The following is a 17,281-nucleotide window of genomic DNA, read 5'->3' on the forward strand; positions in this document are numbered from 1 at the left end:
GCAAGCCACCTTTGCAGCGCAAAAGTTAGGATAATAATAGAGGAAAATGGCTATAAAAAAAACTAGCCGGAGCTAGTTTTTTCAGTTTTTGTTCAGCTAATTGGACCAGTTAGCGCATTGCCATCAGCATTTTACTTGGCTGCTCTAGGAAATCTTTCCATAAATTATTAAAGCGGGCGATGGTGCCGCCATCAATTACACGGTGATCCCCAGACCAACTGACCTGCATTATTGCACGCGCTTCAACATCACCGGCTTCGTTAAAACGCGGCAATTGCTGTACTTTACCAAGGGCAACAATGGCTACTTCAGGCTTATTGATAATCGGTGTGGCTGTCGTGCCGCCAATAGCACCGATGTTAGAAATAGAGATAGTCCCTGATTTCAAATCGGCTGGCGCTACACGCCCTTCTCGGGCACTGTCAGTAAGGCGAGTTACTTCGTTAGCGACATCAACAATCGATTTGCTCTGCACTTGTTTTACATTCGGTACCAGCAATCCAAGTTTAGAGTCAACGGCCATGCCAATATTGTGGTCATCGAAATAAGTTAACTCGGTACACTCATCATTGACTTGCGCGTTTAGCACCGGGAATTCTTGCATCGCCAGTGATAGCGCCTTGATGAAAAATGGCATCATAGTTAACTTCACGCCTTGCTGCTTATACTGCTCTTTGAGCGTGCCGCGCAATGCGATTAAGTCCGTAAGGTCGATTTCGTCACTGTATGTAAAGTGCGGAATAGTGGAAACCGACGCCGACATCTGCTTCGCCATGGCCGCTTTCATGCCTTTAATTGGCTCTACACGAGAGCCGCCACTTTGTTGATTGGCGTTACTCGATGTAGTGTTGCTCGGCCCTTGCTGCGAAGCACTTTGCGCTGTGTCACCAGATGCCAAGAAGCGTTCAATGTCTTCTTTGTATACACGGCCATTTTTACCGCTGCCAGGAACTTTGCTGATGTCAATATCATGCTCACGCGCACGGCGACGCACAGCCGGTGATGCTAATGCTTTTCCTTGGGCAACAGAGGTGTCAGTATTGGCCTCTGACGCTGCTTCATTGTGCTGTGATTGCGCTGCCGAGTCAGTGCTCTCGCTACGTTGCTCAGCGTGTGCCGAACCGGCAATTTCCATTTGGAATAGCGGGCTGTGCACCTTAGCAATATCACCCTTTTGATAATAGAGCTTCACCACTTGACCGTCGTACTTAGCAGGGATTTGTACCAACGCCTTATCGGTCATCACATCACATACCGCTTGGTCTTCTTTAATGGTATCGCCTTCACTCACCAGCCATTCAACTATTTCACACTCGACAATGCCCTCGCCAATATCAGGCAAGATAAAGTCCTCGTGCTGAGTACCCGCGCTGTTAGACGTTGCACTCGCTTGCTTTACTTCGGGCTCTTGCTCGGTGCTTTGCGCCTTGGAGCTGTCTTCTTGCTCGCCGTTTACATCCATTGCAAACAATGGTTGATGCACTTTAGCAATATCCCCTTTGGCATAATAAAGCTCAGTGATTACGCCATCATGTACCGCTGGGATTTGCACTAGGGCTTTGTCAGTCATGACATCGCAAATGGGTTGATCTTCTTTGACTTCGTCACCGACTTCCACAAGCCACTCAACCACTTCACATTCAACAATGCCTTCACCAATATCTGGTAAAATAAAATCTTTTGCCATGATTATCCCCTTAAAACTCAACCGCGTTTTTAATGGCTTCGAATACCTTCAGCGCATCTGGAATATATTCTTTTTCTAATGCTAATGGATACGGTGTATCCAAGCCACACACACGCGTGATGGGTGATTCCAAGTAAAGGAAGCATTGTTGCTGGATGGTCGCCACAATCTCGGCGCCAAAACCGTTAGTAATAGGCGCTTCATGACTCACCACGAGTCGACCTGTCTTTTTCACAGACTCAGCAACGGTATCGACGTCCCAAGGAAGGATGCTGCGCAAGTCTATCAGCTCCACACTGATCCCCTGCTCTTTAGCTTTCTCAGCCGCTGCTGCAATGATTTCCATCTGTGCACCCCAGGCCAATACAGTCACGTCTTTACCTTCTTGCACCACTTCGGCTTTGCCCAGCTCAATGGTGTAATCTTCCTCGGGCACTTCGCCAGTAGAGGCCCGATAGAGACGCTTTGGTTCGAAGAACAGCACTGGGTTGTCATCTTTGATGGCAGCGCGCAGTAAGCCTTTGGCTTGGTATGGGTTACGCGGTACTACAATCTTTAACCCCGGGGTGTGCGCAAAATACGCTTCAGGTGATTGCGAGTGGTATAAACCACCGGCAATGCCACCACCATAAGGTGTACGAATGGTAAGATTACCGACATTAAACTCGTTACCGCTGCGGTAACGGAACTTCGCTGACTCATTAACGATTTGGTCAAAGGCAGGGAAAATGTAATCCGCAAATTGAATTTCAGCAATCGCTGGCGCACCAAACGCAGCTAAACCATTGGCGAATCCCGCAATCCCTTGTTCGGTTAGCGGCGTGTTGAATACCCGGTGTTTCCCGTATTTTTCTTGTAATCCGGACGTGGCCCGAAATACACCGCCAAAGTAGCCAACATCCTCACCGAAAATACAGGCATGGTCGTGCTCTGCCATAGTGATATCCAACGCCGAGTTGATAGCATGAAGCATGTTCATTATTTTCATTATTTCAATCTCCCTGCTGTTGTTGGATAGGCATCGGGGTACTTCTTAATATGAGTCTTTAATTCATTGTATTGCTTTTCAAGACTCGGGATGGGCGTGTCATACACGTCGCTAATAAGGTCTTCCAACGGTGGCTTAGCCACTTTCTCTGCCGCTTTCAAAGCTTCAAGAATTTGCTCACGCACTTTCTCTTTAACTTGCTCGTCTTCTTGCTCATCAAGCCAGCCTTTACTCAGCAACCAATTGCGAAAACGTGCGACTGGACAGTTTTCACGAAAGCCCGCTTCTTCATCTTTAGAGCGGTAGCCGCTCGGGTCATCCGAAGTTGAATGCGCTCCTAAACGGTAAGCGAGTGATTCAATTAGCACAGGTTCACCTGTTTCGGTGGCAATTTCACGTGCCTTTTTGGTCGCCGCATAAACGGCTAAGGCATCGGCTCCATCTACACGGATAGCTTTAATACCATAACCCACACCACGCGATGCAATACCGTCGCCGGCAAACTGCTCATCGGCGGGCGTGGAAATCGCATAACCGTTATTACGAGCAAAAAATAGCACTGGCGCTTTATGTACAGCGGCCATATTTAACCCGGCATGAAAATCACCCTCTGATGCCGCCCCTTCGCCAAAATAGCAAATGGTGACATTATCAATGGTGCTATCGAGCTCGCCGGAGTCTTTGTTGACGTGCTTCAGTTTCTGCCCATAAGCATACCCAGTCGCTTGTGGGATTTGCGTGCCCAGCGGTGACGAGATGGTCATGTAGTTGAGCTCACGTGAGCCATAGTGGATTGGCATTTGGCGGCCTTTACCCAAGTCCTGCTCGTTAGAGAACATCTGATTCATGAACTGCTCTAGGGTAAAACCTCGGTAGCGTAGCGCCGCCTGCTCACGATACTGCGCCATGATCATATCATTATCATCAAGCGCCGCCGCACTGGCGGTTACCGCAGCTTCCTCACCTAAACACTGCATATAAAAGCTGACACGCCCTTGGCGTTGTGCTGCTTGCATACGCTCGTCTAAGGCACGAATGAAGCGCATGGTATCGTATATTTTTAGCGCTGTTTGCTTATCAATTTCTGGCTCTTTTGCACCCTCAAGCACACTACCTTGTTCGCTAAGAACGCGATAAGTAGGCACATCGAGGCCATGGCCATCAATAAATTCTAGTTCGTGATTAATATTCAACGAAACATTATTGGGGTTAGTCATAACCTTCCCTTCTGTTGTTGTCACCAAGCTAAGCGTTGAGATGTTGTTATTGTTGCTTTGCTGAAAGACTAACTTGCAATAGTTAGTCTTTCAGTTAGTGAATAGTGGTCTAAATCTTCCACTACACGCGCTTAGTTTAAATTATGCTGCCGCCACTTTACGTCAACGTAAAGGTATATTCAACTAATGATAGCCGAATATTCACATCATTGAGAATGGGGCCTTGGCAAGTTCCGTGTACGCTCCGTAACGTATTGAAATAGATGGATATTACGGAGCAAAGTGGTCGGATCAGATGAACTCATCGGTGAGTTTTGTGGGGACAACTGTGAGCAAAGCTCGTTGCCCCAATGCGACTTTAGCGTTAGGGAAAATAATCGCCTCACCCTCTACCTCGGCACGAATTTCTTGCTCACCATCATGACCTAATAATTCACCTTTGGCGAAGCCAGTGAAATTAGGCACATCGTCGGCAAAGGTAAAGCTGAAATCTTCATGATGGCGATTAATGGTGCGATAAACCGAAAATAACTCAACATCATCCGCATGAAGTTCAGGGTAAGTCACGGTTTCTTGCGTGATCAATGCCTCAAGGGTGGCTTTGGCTTTAGCGAAACGGCTCATGTCGTTGTCACCAAAAGGACGCACTTTCCCTAATTCAATAGTGAACGCATCTGCATCAAAATGACGGGAAGAAAAATAACTGAAGGTGGATGCGGGTTCAGACATTAGCAACACCGTTTGTACACCACAACTAAGCAAAAACTGTAGTTGTTCGCGTTTATGGGGTTTACCATGTAAAAACGGATACACCGCAAATTTCTCGTTCTTGGAGTCGCGAATCGCTGTATGCAGGTCATAATGTGCACGATAGCGCCCTTGCCCCGCCATGGTAAAGAACTGCTCTACATAGTGCTCAAGCTTTTTCGCGCGCTGACGCTCAGGGTTATCTACCCCACCCTCGCTGTGCTTGCCGCAGAACAGACGATTAAGGTTTTCATCGACAAAACGCTGACCAATATTAATTGATTTCGGATTACCAAAAATGAACAGCACACGGTGAGTTAAAGTAATGTGTTCAGCGATAATGGCTTGGATCAGTTGATCACAAATTTCTATAGGCGCTGTTTCATTGCCATGCACGGCACTGGAGAAAACAAAATCCTTATCACCGTATTGCGCTGGAGTGAATTCAATGACTCCTGTGTCAAGGACCTTTACAATTGTGCCATTATCAAGCGTGAACTGCTCTGGCGGCAGATTGAATTCATTTTCACGGGTTATGCTAAGGAAGTCACCGGTCTCTTTCAGACGCTGTAAATACATAGTACACCTTTATTGTGAGAGCTTCGCCGCCTATCGGCAGCGTTATCAAGATAAACAGTAAAAAGCCAGTCGAACGACTGGCTTATGTGAGCGGGTTAAGCAATGGCGTTATCAACCAACGCCTTGGCTGCTTGTTCTAATTGTTGTAAATGTTCTTCACCTTGGAAGGACTCAAGGTAAATCTTGTAAATGTCTTCGGTGCCCGACGGTCTGGCCGCAAACCAGCCATTTTCAGTCACTACTTTTAGACCACCAATCGGAGCATCATTGCCTGGTGCATGAGTCAGCTTGGCTGTGATCGCATCTCCGGCCAATTCCGTGGCCGTAATGGCCTCGGCACTGAGTGCTTTCAGTTTCGCTTTTTGCTCACTATTAGCAGGGGCGTCAATGCGCTTGTAAACAGGCTCACCAAATTTTGCCACTAGTTGCTGGTAATACTGCGAAGGCGTTTTACCAGTAACGGCGAGAATCTCAGCAGCAAGTAGCCCCATAACAAATCCGTCTTTATCGGTGTTCCATACCGAGCCGTCTAAGCGCAGATACGAGGCTCCGGCACTTTCTTCACCGCCGAAGCACAATTCGCTGCTGTGCAAACCGTCAACAAACCATTTAAAGCCCACAGGGACTTCAAACAAAGTTTTACCGTGGCTTTGTACCACTTTATCAATCATCGCACTGGAAACCAGGGTTTTACCGACTTTCACATCGCCCGGCCACGCGCTGCGATGAGTCAATAGGTAATCAATAGCGACGGCAAGAAAGTGGTTGGGATTCATCAACCCGTCTGGGGTAACAATACCGTGGCGGTCATAATCTGGGTCGTTACCAATGCCAATATCGAAGCGGTCTTTTAGTGCGACCAAATTGGTCATCGCATAAGGGGATGAGCAATCCATTCGGATTTTGCCATCTTTATCTTGTGGCATAAACGCAAAACGAGGGTCTATCGCGTCGTTCACAACCGTGAGGTTTAATCCGTATTGCTTGGCAATATGCGGCCAATAATGAATTCCCGAACCACCGAGGGGGTCGATACCTATGGTGATCCCTGATTTGGCGATCGCGTGCATATCAACGACATTGGCTAAATCAGCAACAAATGGGGTTATTAAGTCCACGTATTTGATAAAACCAGAGCGCACGGCCTTAGCAAAGGGGAAAAGCTCCACTTCCACCAGATCTTCAATGAGTAACTGATTCGCTCTATCTTCAATCCATTTTGTGGCGTTGGTATCAGCGGGCCCACCATTAGGTGGATTATATTTAAAACCACCATCTTGAGGTGGATTATGTGAGGGCGTCACCACAATGCCGTCAGCCAATTCATGTGGGTGGGCTTTATTATGGCTCACTACCGCATGGCTTATCACCGGAGTGGGCGTAAAGCCATCGTCTTGCTGGGTAATGATTTGCACTTCGTTGGCAACCAATACCTCAATGGCAGAATTAAACGCCGACTCCGACAACGCATGCGTATCTTTGCCTAAAAACAGTGGCCCGAAAATATTCTCTTTTTTGCGGTAATCACAAATAGCCTGGGTAATAGCCAAAATGTGAGATTCATTAAATTGCGTATTAAAAGAACAACCACGATGACCGGAAGTACCAAATGCGACCCGGTGCTCTGGAAATTGCTCCACATCAGGCTCGTTGAGATAATAAGCGCTCATTAATTTAGGTACATTAACAAGATCGGCTTGCTTGGCGAGTTTTCCGGCATTGGGGTGAAGGGCCATACCTGATTCCTTATAAATAGTCGCGAATAGTTTCTGCTTGCTCTTTAGTGTAACCCAGCTCTAACGCCGCTTCATGCAACATCATTTTCTTACGGGTGGTATTAGAGTTGGTCATTACCCAAAAAGGACTGTCATCGATATTCTTTGGGTTTAGACTGCTACCACTGGCCTGCAACTCCTCTTTACTTTTACCAAAGTATCGACGGTCACGGCCTTTAATATTCAGTACGCGGTGGAATGTGGTTTTATGGGTGCGGTGCAGCGCTGCAAGAATAAACAAGAAGCGGCCAACAACGCCCTTTTGCATCGCCAATTCTTCTTTATTAAGAATGTCGAACACGCTAGCTTGGCTATCATCAGCTTCAGCTATGGGCTGCGCTTGCTGCTGCTCGGGCTCATCGCTTACATCGGTTTCTACAGTGGCTGGCGCAGCTACGGGCGCTGCGCTTTGCAAATTCAATAAACGACGCAAAATCTCAGAGGCACTTTCGCCAATGCTTTGGGTATTGCTGGCAATATATTGGTATAGCTCGTCGTCTATTTCTATTTTTTTCATGATATTCCTGTCATTACTGCCAAGTTTACAAATGCTTTGCAGAATTATACCCAAGTTACCTGAATAAGCTAGGGGGCGTGCCCTGTATAGGCCCTTAGCAACTGAGCAGTGTTTGACCAAGTGTTGCATTGCGCGCGCCCAGTGGGCACAATTTACCTACTTTCATCGATGATAACGTGTTTATGTTACTAAATTATCAAAGCAGCTCTGAGGCGCCAAAAAATGCGCCCACTGTGATTGTTATTCATGGTTTATTTGGCTCACTAGATAATCTAAAAGTCGTTGCCAGAGCCCTCAGTGAGCAGTTTCATGTAATTAACGTGGACGTGCGCAATCACGGTCAATCTTTTCACAGCGAGACCATGACCTACCCGGCTATGGCTGAGGACATTATTGCGCTGATGGATGAGCTGGAGATCGCACAAGCGCACATTGTGGGTCATTCCATGGGCGGCAAGGTGGCTATGCAAGTAGCAATAGATGCACCCGAGCGCGTCAGCAAGCTCGTTGTACTTGACGTGGCTCCAGTGAGTTACCACTCCCGTCATGACGCCATTTTTCAAGCGCTTGAAGGCGTTGCCAGTGCATCGGTTAGCTCACGTTCGCAAGCGGATGAGTTAATGAGTGAATACATAGCCACACCGGGTGTACGCCAGTTTTTGGCTAAAAGTTTGAAAAAAACCGACAAAGGCTCCCTAGAATGGCAATTTAATTTGCCAGTGCTAAAACAGCAATATGCAAATATCCTATCGCAGCCAGTTGTAAATGATTCTTGTTTGTGTGATACACTGTTCGTTAAAGGTGGCGACTCAGATTATATTTTGCCTGGGCACAAAGAACAGATCATGACCCTGTTCCCGAATGCCAAAGCAAAAGTAATTCAAGGCACCGGACATTGGCTACACGCTGAAAAACCGGCAGCAGTAAATAAATCCATCGTTGATTTTTTAACACGTTAATCCATATCAATAGTATGGGCGTAATTTAGGGTGAGTATAACGGAGGCTAAAAGCCTCAATATCACCTAAATTATTGGATTTTTCTGTGCTACAATGCGCGCCGTTTTACAGATAGGTAGCAGTCAATGGTCGACCAATTAATCAATGAGATCGATACCCTCGGGTTATATTTTGGCCTTGCTGGCATCTTTTTTTTCATCGGCATGGCAATTCAAGACGTACTTAAAAAAGGCGATGTGCCTAAATTTGGTCGTTATATTGTCTGGCTTGTGTTGTTTTTAGGCTGTTCCGGCTTTATCGCCAAAGGGCTTATTCAAGTCTTCTGGCAAGGAGCAGGTGTGGGTTAACCATGGCCAAGTCAGAGCTAGATAGAACCACGCTCGATTTATTCGAGTATGAGCGACGCCCGGGTCGTCCAAAAACTAACCCGCTCCCTCGGGAGTTACAACTGAAAGTAAATAAGCGTAACCAGCTCAAGCGCGATAAAGCGCGGGGCTTGAAACGCGTCGAATTTAAAGTTTCATCAGAGCTGTATCAAGCATTAAATGATATGGCAGATGCGCAGAATATTAGCCGAAGTGCGTTGATTGAAACCATTTTGCAAGAACGATTGGCTATAGATACATAAAAGGTTATTTATTCATGGCAAGTGTAGGTATATTTTTTGGTAGTGATACGGGTAACACTGAGCACGTTGCAAAAATGATCCAAAAAGAGCTCGGCAAGAACATGGTAGCCGTGCACGACATCGCGAAAAGCAGCAAAGAAGAGATTGCAGAGTTTGACCTGCTGCTCTTTGGTATCCCCACATGGTACTACGGCGAAGCGCAGTGTGACTGGGATGACTTTTTCCCTGAACTAGAAGAAATCGACTTTGACGGCAAGCTATGTGCTATCTTTGGTTGTGGTGATCAAGAAGATTACGCCGAGTACTTCCTTGATGCCATGGGCATGGTCAACGACATTATCACCGAGCGTGGTGCTATTGTAGTCGGTAATTGGCCTACCGAAGGCTATGATTTTGAAGCATCAAAAGGGCTGGTTGATGACGAGCATTTCGTTGGCTTGGGCATTGATGAAGACCGTCAACCAGAGCTGACCGATGAGCGTGTGAAAACCTGGTGTAAGCAGATTTTTGATGAAATGTGCCTAGCAGAACTTGCCGACTAAGAACAAAAACGCTAAGGGTAACTTGGCTTTACACTTGATAGTAAAGCACGTTATTCTTAGCCATTATTATGCGTCGCACGCACCGCTTGCTGTCCCTTAGCGGTGCAACCAAGAATCTAAAATCGAGAACAAGTTGAATGACTGATCATAATCTAGAGCTTAAAAAAGCGGGCTTAAAGGTCACGCTACCGCGTATTAAAATCCTAGAAATCCTCCAGTCTCCGGATAACCAGCACATCAGTGCCGAGGACGTCTACAAAATCCTGCTTGATAACAGCGAAGAGATCGGTCTGGCTACTGTTTATCGCGTTTTAAACCAGTTCGATGATGCTGGCATTGTCACCCGCCACCACTTCGAAGGCGGCAAATCGGTATTTGAATTGGCCGGCTCTACGCACCACGACCATTTAGTGTGTTTAAAATGTGGTCGAGTGATCGAGTTTGAAGACGACATGATTGAACGTCGTCAAGTAGAAATCGCAGAAGAAAACGGCATTACGCTAACTAATCACTCACTCTATCTATATGGTGAGTGCAAAGATGTTGAAGCGTGTAAGAACTACGCCGAGATGAGCAATAACTAATTGCTAATATGAAAAAAAACCTGCGCTAACGCAGGTTTTTTTGTGTCTTTAGTTTACTGACAATGGCCCTCATCAATACTGAGTTTCAAGCTCGCTCCAGCGCTGTTGCCAGATACTTTTAAATACCCCCAGTAGTTGCTTTGACCACTCACCGATAAACACTCCACGTTTCCTGATGTATCGCTGCGGGCCTCAACATTGCTGCCGTTGGGCCAGCCTTGGTTGGCATATTCCAGCATTAAATCGCCACTGCCATGGGCCGTTTCGATACGCACACTTTGCGCTGCGGCGACATTTTCAATACTAAACCACATCGGTGCCTGCGCACCTAAGCAGATAGTCTCACCGGCCACTAAGCGACCATCAGTACGCGGTCCTTGTTGCGCGCACATATCATCGATGTGAGAAGGCGCCTGATAGCTGGCTGTTAGGCTCACATCTGCAAACGCATTATACCCTCTGACCATGATATACACTTCACTGGTCGCGCTACCTAGATTGAGCTGGCATTGTTCCTCATTACCACCAATATACGGACGACAGTCAAACTCGCCTGTGGTGGGGGCTTGCTGTTCACGAACATAAAGGTCAGCATCACCACTGCCTCCTGAAAGGGTCACATCAAGCGCTGAAGTGCCTTGCGGCAATGTGATACGGAACACTTGCTCGCTATCTTGTGCACCACTGATAGACACGCTTTGCCCATTGCTCAGCTCAGTAATACCGCCGCTGCTATCGGCCTCAATGGTAATACTGTGACTGATGCTGTGGCTCAGGCCCTGCTCATCACTCACACTCAAGGTCACGATGTAACTTCCCGGCTGATTATAGCTATGCTGTGCAATAGCCCCTCGCCCTGATGTGCCATCGCCAAAATCCCAGATATAGCTTGCGATAGCGCCTTCGTTGTCGCTGCTCGCACTGCCATCAAAGCTCACACTTTGATTCACAACCCCGGTATCGAGGGCGTTAATGCGGGCCATTGGCGCGGTATTGTTCTCGCCACCGGCGAGCGCTTGTGTCCAAGTCGTGAATTCATTGCCATAACTCGCCGCCCAGCTATTCATTTGGCTTTGATAGCCTTGCCAGTTGCCCTGGCGAGTATTCGCCAGCATGTTGGCCAACTCGCTGCGGTGACGCTCAAACATAAAGCGCACCCCCAAGTATCCCCAGCGATAAATTCTATCTTGGTCAAAACCGGCATACGTGGTGGCAAACACCTCGCCTAATTGGTAAGTGCTGCCATCTTTTATGGTCTCAATTGCAGCGCTGTTGTCCTCAAGTAACGAGACATATTCAGCCACTCCCTCACTCCACCAAACTATATCAGCTGTCGGGGCGTTAAAGTCACCATAAAGATTAAAGCGCCCGTCTAAGTAGTGAACATATTCATGCTCTAAATTCCAGACATAGTGTTCAGCGTTAGCATAGCTGGCCTCGTAAGCAACAAAGTTGGCCTGATTGTCAGGGTTGCTCGGATCCCCCTCTAAATACATACCGCCATTGTTGGTATCGATGCCAAAAATAACCCCAGCATATTTTTTATAATCGTCGCTGCTATTGAACACATTCACCTGTAAGAAGGAGTTCAAATCATCGGCAACAGGTTGATTATTAGTGGCTAACTTGTCGTGGAACACCCCTTCTTCGTAGGCCATTTTTTCACAGGCTGCTTGTTGTTGGCTGGCACTTAATTGTTGTGCACGAATGCGAATGGTGTCACTGCACTGGTGAATTTGACCCAATACCTGCTGCTCAACCTGTTTTTTAAAACCACATACCTCAAACTGCGCGCAGGCACCGTAGTAATCGACGATGTCGGCTGCGCCTAACCAGAGGGCATCACCGTAGCCAACCATGTTATAACGGGCAAATAGTGCGCTAAGCTGCTTATCGGCCTCATCTTCAATTGGCTCGCCGCTGTGCATTTTTAACCGCGCTAACTCCCTTGCCGCGTTGGTGATCAGATATTCGCTGTCACTACCTATCATCCAGGTTTGCGCTGTGAACTCACCTAACAGTCGTGCCAGCTCGGTATCGGTTTTTGCCAGCGCCATGAATTCATCATTCCATTGGCCTCGGAACAAAATGGTAAAAATACCATTTACCGCCGAGCGCATATGCCAGCTATTACCATAACTTTGGTCCCAACGAATTAGCCATTGTTTAACTTGCGGTAAGTAGCGGTGTTGTAATTCAGCGCTATCCATAGTGATGATCACTTCACTAAGCGTCTTGCCATGGGCGTCGCTGTTGGCATAAAAGTGGGTATTGGCAACAAAGGCATCCAGTGCTTGCTGGGTCGCCTCAGTTGCAGCTGGCGATAAACTTACCTGATCGTTATAGAACTCGACATAGAAGCCAGCGCGCAGGAACAAAAATAGCGCTTCCAAATCAGCACTGCCTTGGCCGTTATAATTGCTGGCAAGCACAAGCGCCCTATCGGCAACTGCTAACATTTTACCATCAGTAACAATTTGCCCAGCGACTTCATTGCTGGCACTAAATAGCGCGTTGACGCAATCCACACCCTGGCTGGTCACTTGCTCGGCGATGGTGGCGCTCGACGCGTCAGCCAGTTGCTGCAGGGCACACTGCGCACTCGCATCTGCCATCAAGCTAGAATGTGATAGCTCATTAACTAAATGGACTGAAGAAAGCTGCTTTTGCCTATCAGCCGTTGGCGGCGCAATATGTTGTCTCTGCTGATCCGCCTCATGGGCAACGGCCAATGAATGCTGTGCACTTATAGGTTTAAACAATCGCTTGCCATCACTGGTGCCCGGGTGCGCACTAACGTGGCCAGCTACGCAGCCTAGCGTAACCACCAGTGCCGACGTAATTGCTGATTTTCTCATAATGTACCTTTTCTGGGTTGATTGAACTCGTGGCAAAGTTAACATTTAGTTAATAATGTATACAATATATTTTATATTCGTTGTGGTTATATCGTTAGATTCAAATTCCCTTTTTTGATTACAAGCAACATGTTAGGCCATGGCTCGCTGCGAGCCGAGCTGCAAGAGGCCAAGCGTACGGGTCGGAACAATAAAGAGAAGAAAATATGACAATGATGGAAATGGACGTCCCGGTTTTTATATATTGACTATACTCAGGGCTAGCGACCATGTAGGTCGCATTATGTGGTAAATTTATAGGGCCTACCGAATCATGCAAGAAGAATTATTAAACTCGGTTATCAAAATTACTAAAACCAGAGATGTAAACTCCCTCGAATACAGCCTAGTCACCACCCTACAAGAGTTCATACAGTGCCAAGAGATAGCAGTTTATAAGGACTTACAGGACTTTGGCCGCAGGGTCATCGAGTGCAGCCTGGTGCTACACCACGAGAATGCCGGTCAATATCAATGGCACGACACACACATTGTAGAATCCCCTGAATCTGAACTTCTCTCGTGTTTACAATCCGCTTGTATCATTACCGTACAGAACAACAATGGCATTGAGCATCGCTGGCTGCCCATTTCGATTTTTGATAAACCTGTGGTCGCCATCAAGGTGGTCAGTAATCACTTGAGCTCATCACAACAAGTGTTACTGAACGCCTTTTGCCGCATTTACGAAAATTACCTAACCATTTTACATGAGAATGAGCGCGACAAGCTGACCGGATTATTAAATCGGCAAACCTTTGAGCGTAAATTTAAACGCCTGCTAGAAAAGCAAGTGAGGAACCAAAAAGCCCACAACCGAGATAATAATAACCGCAAGCGCCAACCCGAGAGTTACTCGTGGTTAGCAATGGTGGATATCGACCACTTCAAACAAGTTAATGATAACTATGGTCATGTCTGTGGTGATGAGGTATTGCTTATCTTAGCTCAGCAGATGCGCGGCTTCTTCCGCGCTTCAGACTTAATGTTTCGCTTCGGCGGCGAAGAATTTGTACTTATTTTTGAGCCTTGCAAACAAGAAGATATCAATGAAAAAATGCAGGCGTTTATGGACCATGTGCGCAACACCCACTTCCCCTTTGTAAAAACGCTGACAGTCAGTGTGGGGATGGCTCGTATCAGCCCTTATGACTTCCCCATCAGCGTATTAGAGAACGCCGACAAAGCACTTTATTATGCAAAAAATAATGGCCGTGATCAGCTGCACTTTTTTGATGATCTTGTGCAATCCGGTGCAATTTCACCGGACAATGCTAATCAGGATGAAGGGGATATCGACCTGTTTTAGGCCGCTCCCCAAGGTGTCGCTGAGTCGTTTGCGCCGCAACTAATGGGTGTACAACTGCTCAAGGTAACTGACGGCGACTTGGTGCCAGTCAAAGCGCGTGTTTTTGGCTTGCGTGCACAATGTCTGCCACTGCGCTGGCTCGTTATGGTAAACAGCAAGAGCACGCTGCAAGGCAGTGAGTAGCTGCTGACTTTGCTGTTTTGGGCTATTGCCCGTGAAAGTGAAACCATTGACGCCTTCGGCAATGGTGTCTTTAAGGCCGCCCACTTGATGTACTAAGCAGGGCGTGCCCTCGCGCATCGCTAAAAGCTGACTGATGCCACATGGTTCAAATGAGCTGGGCATACAAAATAATGACCCAAGCTGGTACATCGCATCACCCAACTCCAGGGCGAAACCACGCAAAAACAAGAAGTTGTCATGCTCGGCCATCGCCTGTGTTAGCAACGCTTCAAGCGCCGGATCGCCAGAGCCCAGCATCATAAAGTGCTTGCCTTGCTCAGCCAAACATCGCAGCAGCTCATCCAGCGTATCATCATCAAGCAATAGCGCGACTTTTTGCGTGCTGATCCGCCCTACCGAGCATAGCCAGGGTGTGACCTCGTTAGCACGCCATCGTTGCAGGCGAACATGGGCGATGTAATGGCTCGCGCTTAACTGATTGGCCTTGCCCATCCATTGTAATACAGCCTGCTCAGCGAGCTGCCATAACCGTTTTTGAGTGTAATTTACCGACTCGCTTTGGTAGTCACAGCCATTGAGGATGCCCAACAACCGATTTTGCTGCTGCGCGGCAACCAACTGATTTTCCAACCCTTCTCCACCGATAAAACCATGCTCCATATTGCTTGGACGCTGAACCTCTTGCATATACTGGGGCGAGACCACGTGCACTTTGTCACATAGTTCAATGGCAGCGCGCATTGGATTATAGCAATGGGGATAGCGCGGATCGCAAATACGCTGGCCATCGTAACTTAACCATGGAAACCACGATTCAAGCGCCGACGGGTCGTGGGCAAACGGCCTCACACCTTGCAATGCTAAGTTATGAATGGTGTACACCGTGTGCATGGCTTTTAGTCTTTGCAAATCTTTGCCATAAGCACGAAGCACTGCCAACGTAGCACTGTGCCAATCATGTAAATGCAACACATCAGCCGCTAGTACACCTTGCTCTATCGCCTGCGCCACCGCCAAGCAAAATAAGGCAAACTTACTGGCGTCAGCGGCAAAGGGCCGGCCATCTTCATCGTGATGATAAACATGTTCACTGCACAGCCACGGATGCGATAACACATAGTGACTGACTCCATCGCGTTTGCTTACCAATAAAAGCTGTATATTAAGCCGTTGGTGAGCAAAGTGAACCTGCACCTCGGCACAGGGCTGCGCCTCAATGAGCTCCATGCATTGGTAATGCGGCAAAATGACATCGACTCGGGTACCTTGCTCGGCCAAGGCTTTTGACACATTGCCCACCACATCAGCCACCCCACCCACTTTCGCACCGACAATGGCGCTACTCTCAGCACAAACAAATAACACTGACTTCATTATTACGCTCGCTGCTGACTCTGGGCATCGGTTTTTTGCGCAAGCGCCGCCAACATATCGCGCGTTACCAACACAATGCCATTTTTGGATACGCGAAAGCCGTGTTCAATATCTTCCTCATGATCTAAGCCAATAGTCAGTCCTTCTGGTATTTCACAGCCCCGGTCAATGATCGCTCGCTTAATATGGCAACCGCGATGAACGACTACACCGGGGAGCACCACCGCTTGCTCAATTTGACAAAATGAGTGCACGTGCACATTAGAAAATAATAGCGACTTGCGCACTTGCGAGCCGGAAATAATACAGCCACCGGAAACCGTTGAATCCACCGCCATCCCCCGGCGTTCATCGTCATCAAAAATAAACTTCGCTGGCGGTAATTGCTCTTGATAGGTCCAAATTGGCCAACTGGGGTCGTACAAATCCAATTTCGGCTCCGGTTCAACCAACTCCATATTCGCTTCCCAAAACGAATCTAAGGTGCCAACATCACGCCAATAGGGCTGCCCAGACATGCTCGGATCGGTAAATGGGAAGGCATATACCTGGTGATTGTCGATGATTGCCGGGATGATATCGTGACCAAAATCTCGCCCCGAGCAGCTGTTTTGCGCATCTTTTTGCAATTGCTCAAATAAAAATTCAGTGTTAAACACGTAGTTGCCCATCGAAGCTAAGCACCGACCCGGCTTTGCTGGAATTTCATTCGGCACAGCGGGCTTTTCATCAAAGCGGCGAATACGGTTTTGTTCGTCGACGGTCATAACGCCAAAGGTGTTGGCAGCCTCTTCGGTATCGACTTCAATACAGCACACCGTCATATCGGCGCCCGTTTCTACATGTTTTGCCAGTAACGCCCCGTAGTCCATACGGTAAACATGATCGCCTGATAAAATCATGACATAACGGGGTAGCTCATGACGAATGATGTCCATATTCTGAAATACCGCATCGGCAGTGCCGCAATACCACTCATCGCCGTAGCGCTGTGACGCGGGTAAAATCTCTACTGACTCACCGAGCTCTTTTTTAAAGTGTCCCCAAGCGCGATGTACATGACGAATTAACGAGTGCGACTTATATTGAGTCGCCACCCCGACCCTACGTATCCCCGAATTGATGCAGTTCGAAAGCGGAAAATCGATGATGCGATGTTTACCCCCAAAATACACGGCCGGCTTGGCGCGCCAGTTGGTCAGCTCATGTAACCGCGATCCTCTGCCTCCGGCGAGGATCAAGGCGTAAGTATCACGGGTTAAAGTACTAATGTATCGATTTGCATAACTTGGCAT

General features: G+C 47.7%; 15 protein-coding genes. 6 read left to right on the forward strand and 9 right to left on the reverse strand.

Going from position 1 to position 17,281, the window contains the following annotated elements; genetic code table 11:
• Positions 1–109: 109 nt before the first annotated feature.
• From MHM95_RS01865 to seqA, 6 genes are all read right to left on the reverse strand, one after another.
• Positions 110–1,687, reverse strand: coding sequence for a dihydrolipoyllysine-residue acetyltransferase (locus tag MHM95_RS01865; protein ID WP_239384046.1), 1,578 nt, complete (start codon positions 1,685–1,687; stop codon positions 110–112).
• Between the two features lie 10 nt (positions 1,688–1,697).
• The gene (locus MHM95_RS01870; RefSeq protein ID WP_239384047.1) at positions 1,698–2,675 is read right to left on the reverse strand and encodes a transketolase C-terminal domain-containing protein; all 978 of its coding nucleotides are present in this window, start codon (positions 2,673–2,675) and stop codon (positions 1,698–1,700) included.
• Positions 2,675–3,892, reverse strand: a complete 1,218-nt coding sequence (locus tag MHM95_RS01875; protein ID WP_022946550.1) for a thiamine pyrophosphate-dependent dehydrogenase E1 component subunit alpha — start codon at positions 3,890–3,892, stop codon at positions 2,675–2,677. The genes MHM95_RS01870 and MHM95_RS01875 overlap by 1 nt, the downstream gene beginning before the upstream one ends.
• 291 nt (positions 3,893–4,183) lie before the next feature.
• Positions 4,184–5,218: a succinylglutamate desuccinylase gene (gene astE / locus MHM95_RS01880; protein WP_022946549.1), complete on the reverse strand. Its 1,035-nt coding sequence runs from the start codon at positions 5,216–5,218 to the stop codon at positions 4,184–4,186.
• A 95-nt stretch (positions 5,219–5,313) separates the two neighbouring features.
• Positions 5,314–6,954, reverse strand: coding sequence for a phosphoglucomutase (alpha-D-glucose-1,6-bisphosphate-dependent) (gene pgm, locus MHM95_RS01885; protein WP_239384048.1), 1,641 nt, complete (start codon positions 6,952–6,954; stop codon positions 5,314–5,316).
• A 10-nt stretch (positions 6,955–6,964) separates the two neighbouring features.
• Positions 6,965–7,510 (reverse strand): replication initiation negative regulator SeqA, encoded by a 546-nt coding sequence (gene seqA, locus MHM95_RS01890; RefSeq protein WP_053910513.1) that lies wholly within the window; start codon positions 7,508–7,510, stop codon positions 6,965–6,967.
• 182 nt (positions 7,511–7,692) lie between these two features.
• On the opposite strand from seqA, the gene MHM95_RS01895 reads away from it, so the two are divergent.
• The 5 genes from MHM95_RS01895 to fur all read left to right on the forward strand — a co-directional run bounded on the left by MHM95_RS01895 (position 7,693) and on the right by fur (position 10,223).
• Complete coding sequence (locus MHM95_RS01895; protein ID WP_239384049.1) at positions 7,693–8,469, forward strand: alpha/beta fold hydrolase; 777 nt, start codon at positions 7,693–7,695, stop codon at positions 8,467–8,469.
• A 125-nt stretch (positions 8,470–8,594) separates the two neighbouring features.
• Positions 8,595–8,816 carry a DUF2788 domain-containing protein gene (locus MHM95_RS01900; protein ID WP_022946545.1) on the forward strand — a complete coding sequence of 74 codons (222 nt, stop codon included), beginning with the start codon at positions 8,595–8,597 and terminating at the stop codon, positions 8,814–8,816.
• Between the two features lie 2 nt (positions 8,817–8,818).
• The gene (gene ybfE, locus MHM95_RS01905) at positions 8,819–9,097 is read left to right on the forward strand and encodes a LexA regulated protein (RefSeq protein WP_022946544.1); all 279 of its coding nucleotides are present in this window, start codon (positions 8,819–8,821) and stop codon (positions 9,095–9,097) included.
• A 14-nt stretch (positions 9,098–9,111) separates the two neighbouring features.
• Positions 9,112–9,639, forward strand: a complete 528-nt coding sequence (gene fldA, locus MHM95_RS01910; protein ID WP_022946543.1) for a flavodoxin FldA — start codon at positions 9,112–9,114, stop codon at positions 9,637–9,639.
• Positions 9,640–9,776: 137 nt separating this feature from the next.
• On the forward strand, positions 9,777–10,223 hold the full coding sequence (fur, locus tag MHM95_RS01915) for a ferric iron uptake transcriptional regulator (RefSeq protein ID WP_022946542.1): 447 nt from the start codon (positions 9,777–9,779) through the stop codon (positions 10,221–10,223).
• 53 nt (positions 10,224–10,276) lie between these two features.
• Here the strand turns inward: fur and MHM95_RS01920 are convergent, their stop codons facing one another.
• On the reverse strand, positions 10,277–13,081 hold the full coding sequence (locus MHM95_RS01920) for a collagenase (protein WP_239384050.1): 2,805 nt from the start codon (positions 13,079–13,081) through the stop codon (positions 10,277–10,279).
• A gap of 313 nt (positions 13,082–13,394) precedes the next feature.
• Here MHM95_RS01920 and MHM95_RS01925 point away from each other — a divergent pair, with 313 nt between their 5' ends.
• Positions 13,395–14,429, forward strand: coding sequence for a GGDEF domain-containing protein (locus tag MHM95_RS01925; RefSeq protein ID WP_045978342.1), 1,035 nt, complete (start codon positions 13,395–13,397; stop codon positions 14,427–14,429).
• 39 nt (positions 14,430–14,468) lie between these two features.
• On the opposite strand, the gene MHM95_RS01930 is transcribed toward MHM95_RS01925, so the two are convergent.
• Both MHM95_RS01930 and glgC read right to left on the reverse strand, forming a co-directional pair.
• Positions 14,469–15,986 (reverse strand): glycogen/starch synthase, encoded by a 1,518-nt coding sequence (locus tag MHM95_RS01930; RefSeq protein ID WP_239384051.1) that lies wholly within the window; start codon positions 15,984–15,986, stop codon positions 14,469–14,471.
• Positions 15,987–15,988: 2 nt separating this feature from the next.
• Complete coding sequence (gene glgC, locus MHM95_RS01935; RefSeq protein ID WP_239384052.1) at positions 15,989–17,281, reverse strand: glucose-1-phosphate adenylyltransferase; 1,293 nt, start codon at positions 17,279–17,281, stop codon at positions 15,989–15,991.

The sequence above is a fragment of the Pseudoalteromonas sp. CnMc7-15 genome, from assembly GCF_022347925.1.
GTDB lineage: Bacteria > Pseudomonadota > Gammaproteobacteria > Enterobacterales > Alteromonadaceae > Pseudoalteromonas > Pseudoalteromonas ruthenica.

Bases quoted from the DNA above. Each gene is read 5' to 3' on its own strand.
- MHM95_RS01865 (WP_239384046.1), bottom strand. From the start codon at position 1,687: ATGGCAAAAGATTTTATTTTACCAGATATTGGTGAAGGCATTGTTGAA.
- MHM95_RS01870 (WP_239384047.1), bottom strand. From the start codon at position 2,675: ATGAAAATAATGAACATGCTTCATGCTATCAACTCGGCGTTGGATATC.
- MHM95_RS01875 (WP_022946550.1), bottom strand. From the start codon at position 3,892: ATGACTAACCCCAATAATGTTTCGTTGAATATTAATCACGAACTAGAA.
- astE (WP_022946549.1), bottom strand. From the start codon at position 5,218: ATGTATTTACAGCGTCTGAAAGAGACCGGTGACTTCCTTAGCATAACC.
- pgm (WP_239384048.1), bottom strand. From the start codon at position 6,954: ATGGCCCTTCACCCCAATGCCGGAAAACTCGCCAAGCAAGCCGATCTT.
- seqA (WP_053910513.1), bottom strand. From the start codon at position 7,510: ATGAAAAAAATAGAAATAGACGACGAGCTATACCAATATATTGCCAGC.
- MHM95_RS01895 (WP_239384049.1), top strand. From the start codon at position 7,693: ATGTTACTAAATTATCAAAGCAGCTCTGAGGCGCCAAAAAATGCGCCC.
- MHM95_RS01900 (WP_022946545.1), top strand. From the start codon at position 8,595: ATGGTCGACCAATTAATCAATGAGATCGATACCCTCGGGTTATATTTT.
- ybfE (WP_022946544.1), top strand. From the start codon at position 8,819: ATGGCCAAGTCAGAGCTAGATAGAACCACGCTCGATTTATTCGAGTAT.
- fldA (WP_022946543.1), top strand. From the start codon at position 9,112: ATGGCAAGTGTAGGTATATTTTTTGGTAGTGATACGGGTAACACTGAG.
- fur (WP_022946542.1), top strand. From the start codon at position 9,777: ATGACTGATCATAATCTAGAGCTTAAAAAAGCGGGCTTAAAGGTCACG.
- MHM95_RS01920 (WP_239384050.1), bottom strand. From the start codon at position 13,081: ATGAGAAAATCAGCAATTACGTCGGCACTGGTGGTTACGCTAGGCTGC.
- MHM95_RS01925 (WP_045978342.1), top strand. From the start codon at position 13,395: ATGCAAGAAGAATTATTAAACTCGGTTATCAAAATTACTAAAACCAGA.
- MHM95_RS01930 (WP_239384051.1), bottom strand. From the start codon at position 15,986: ATGAAGTCAGTGTTATTTGTTTGTGCTGAGAGTAGCGCCATTGTCGGT.
- glgC (WP_239384052.1), bottom strand. From the start codon at position 17,281: ATGCCAAGTTATGCAAATCGATACATTAGTACTTTAACCCGTGATACT.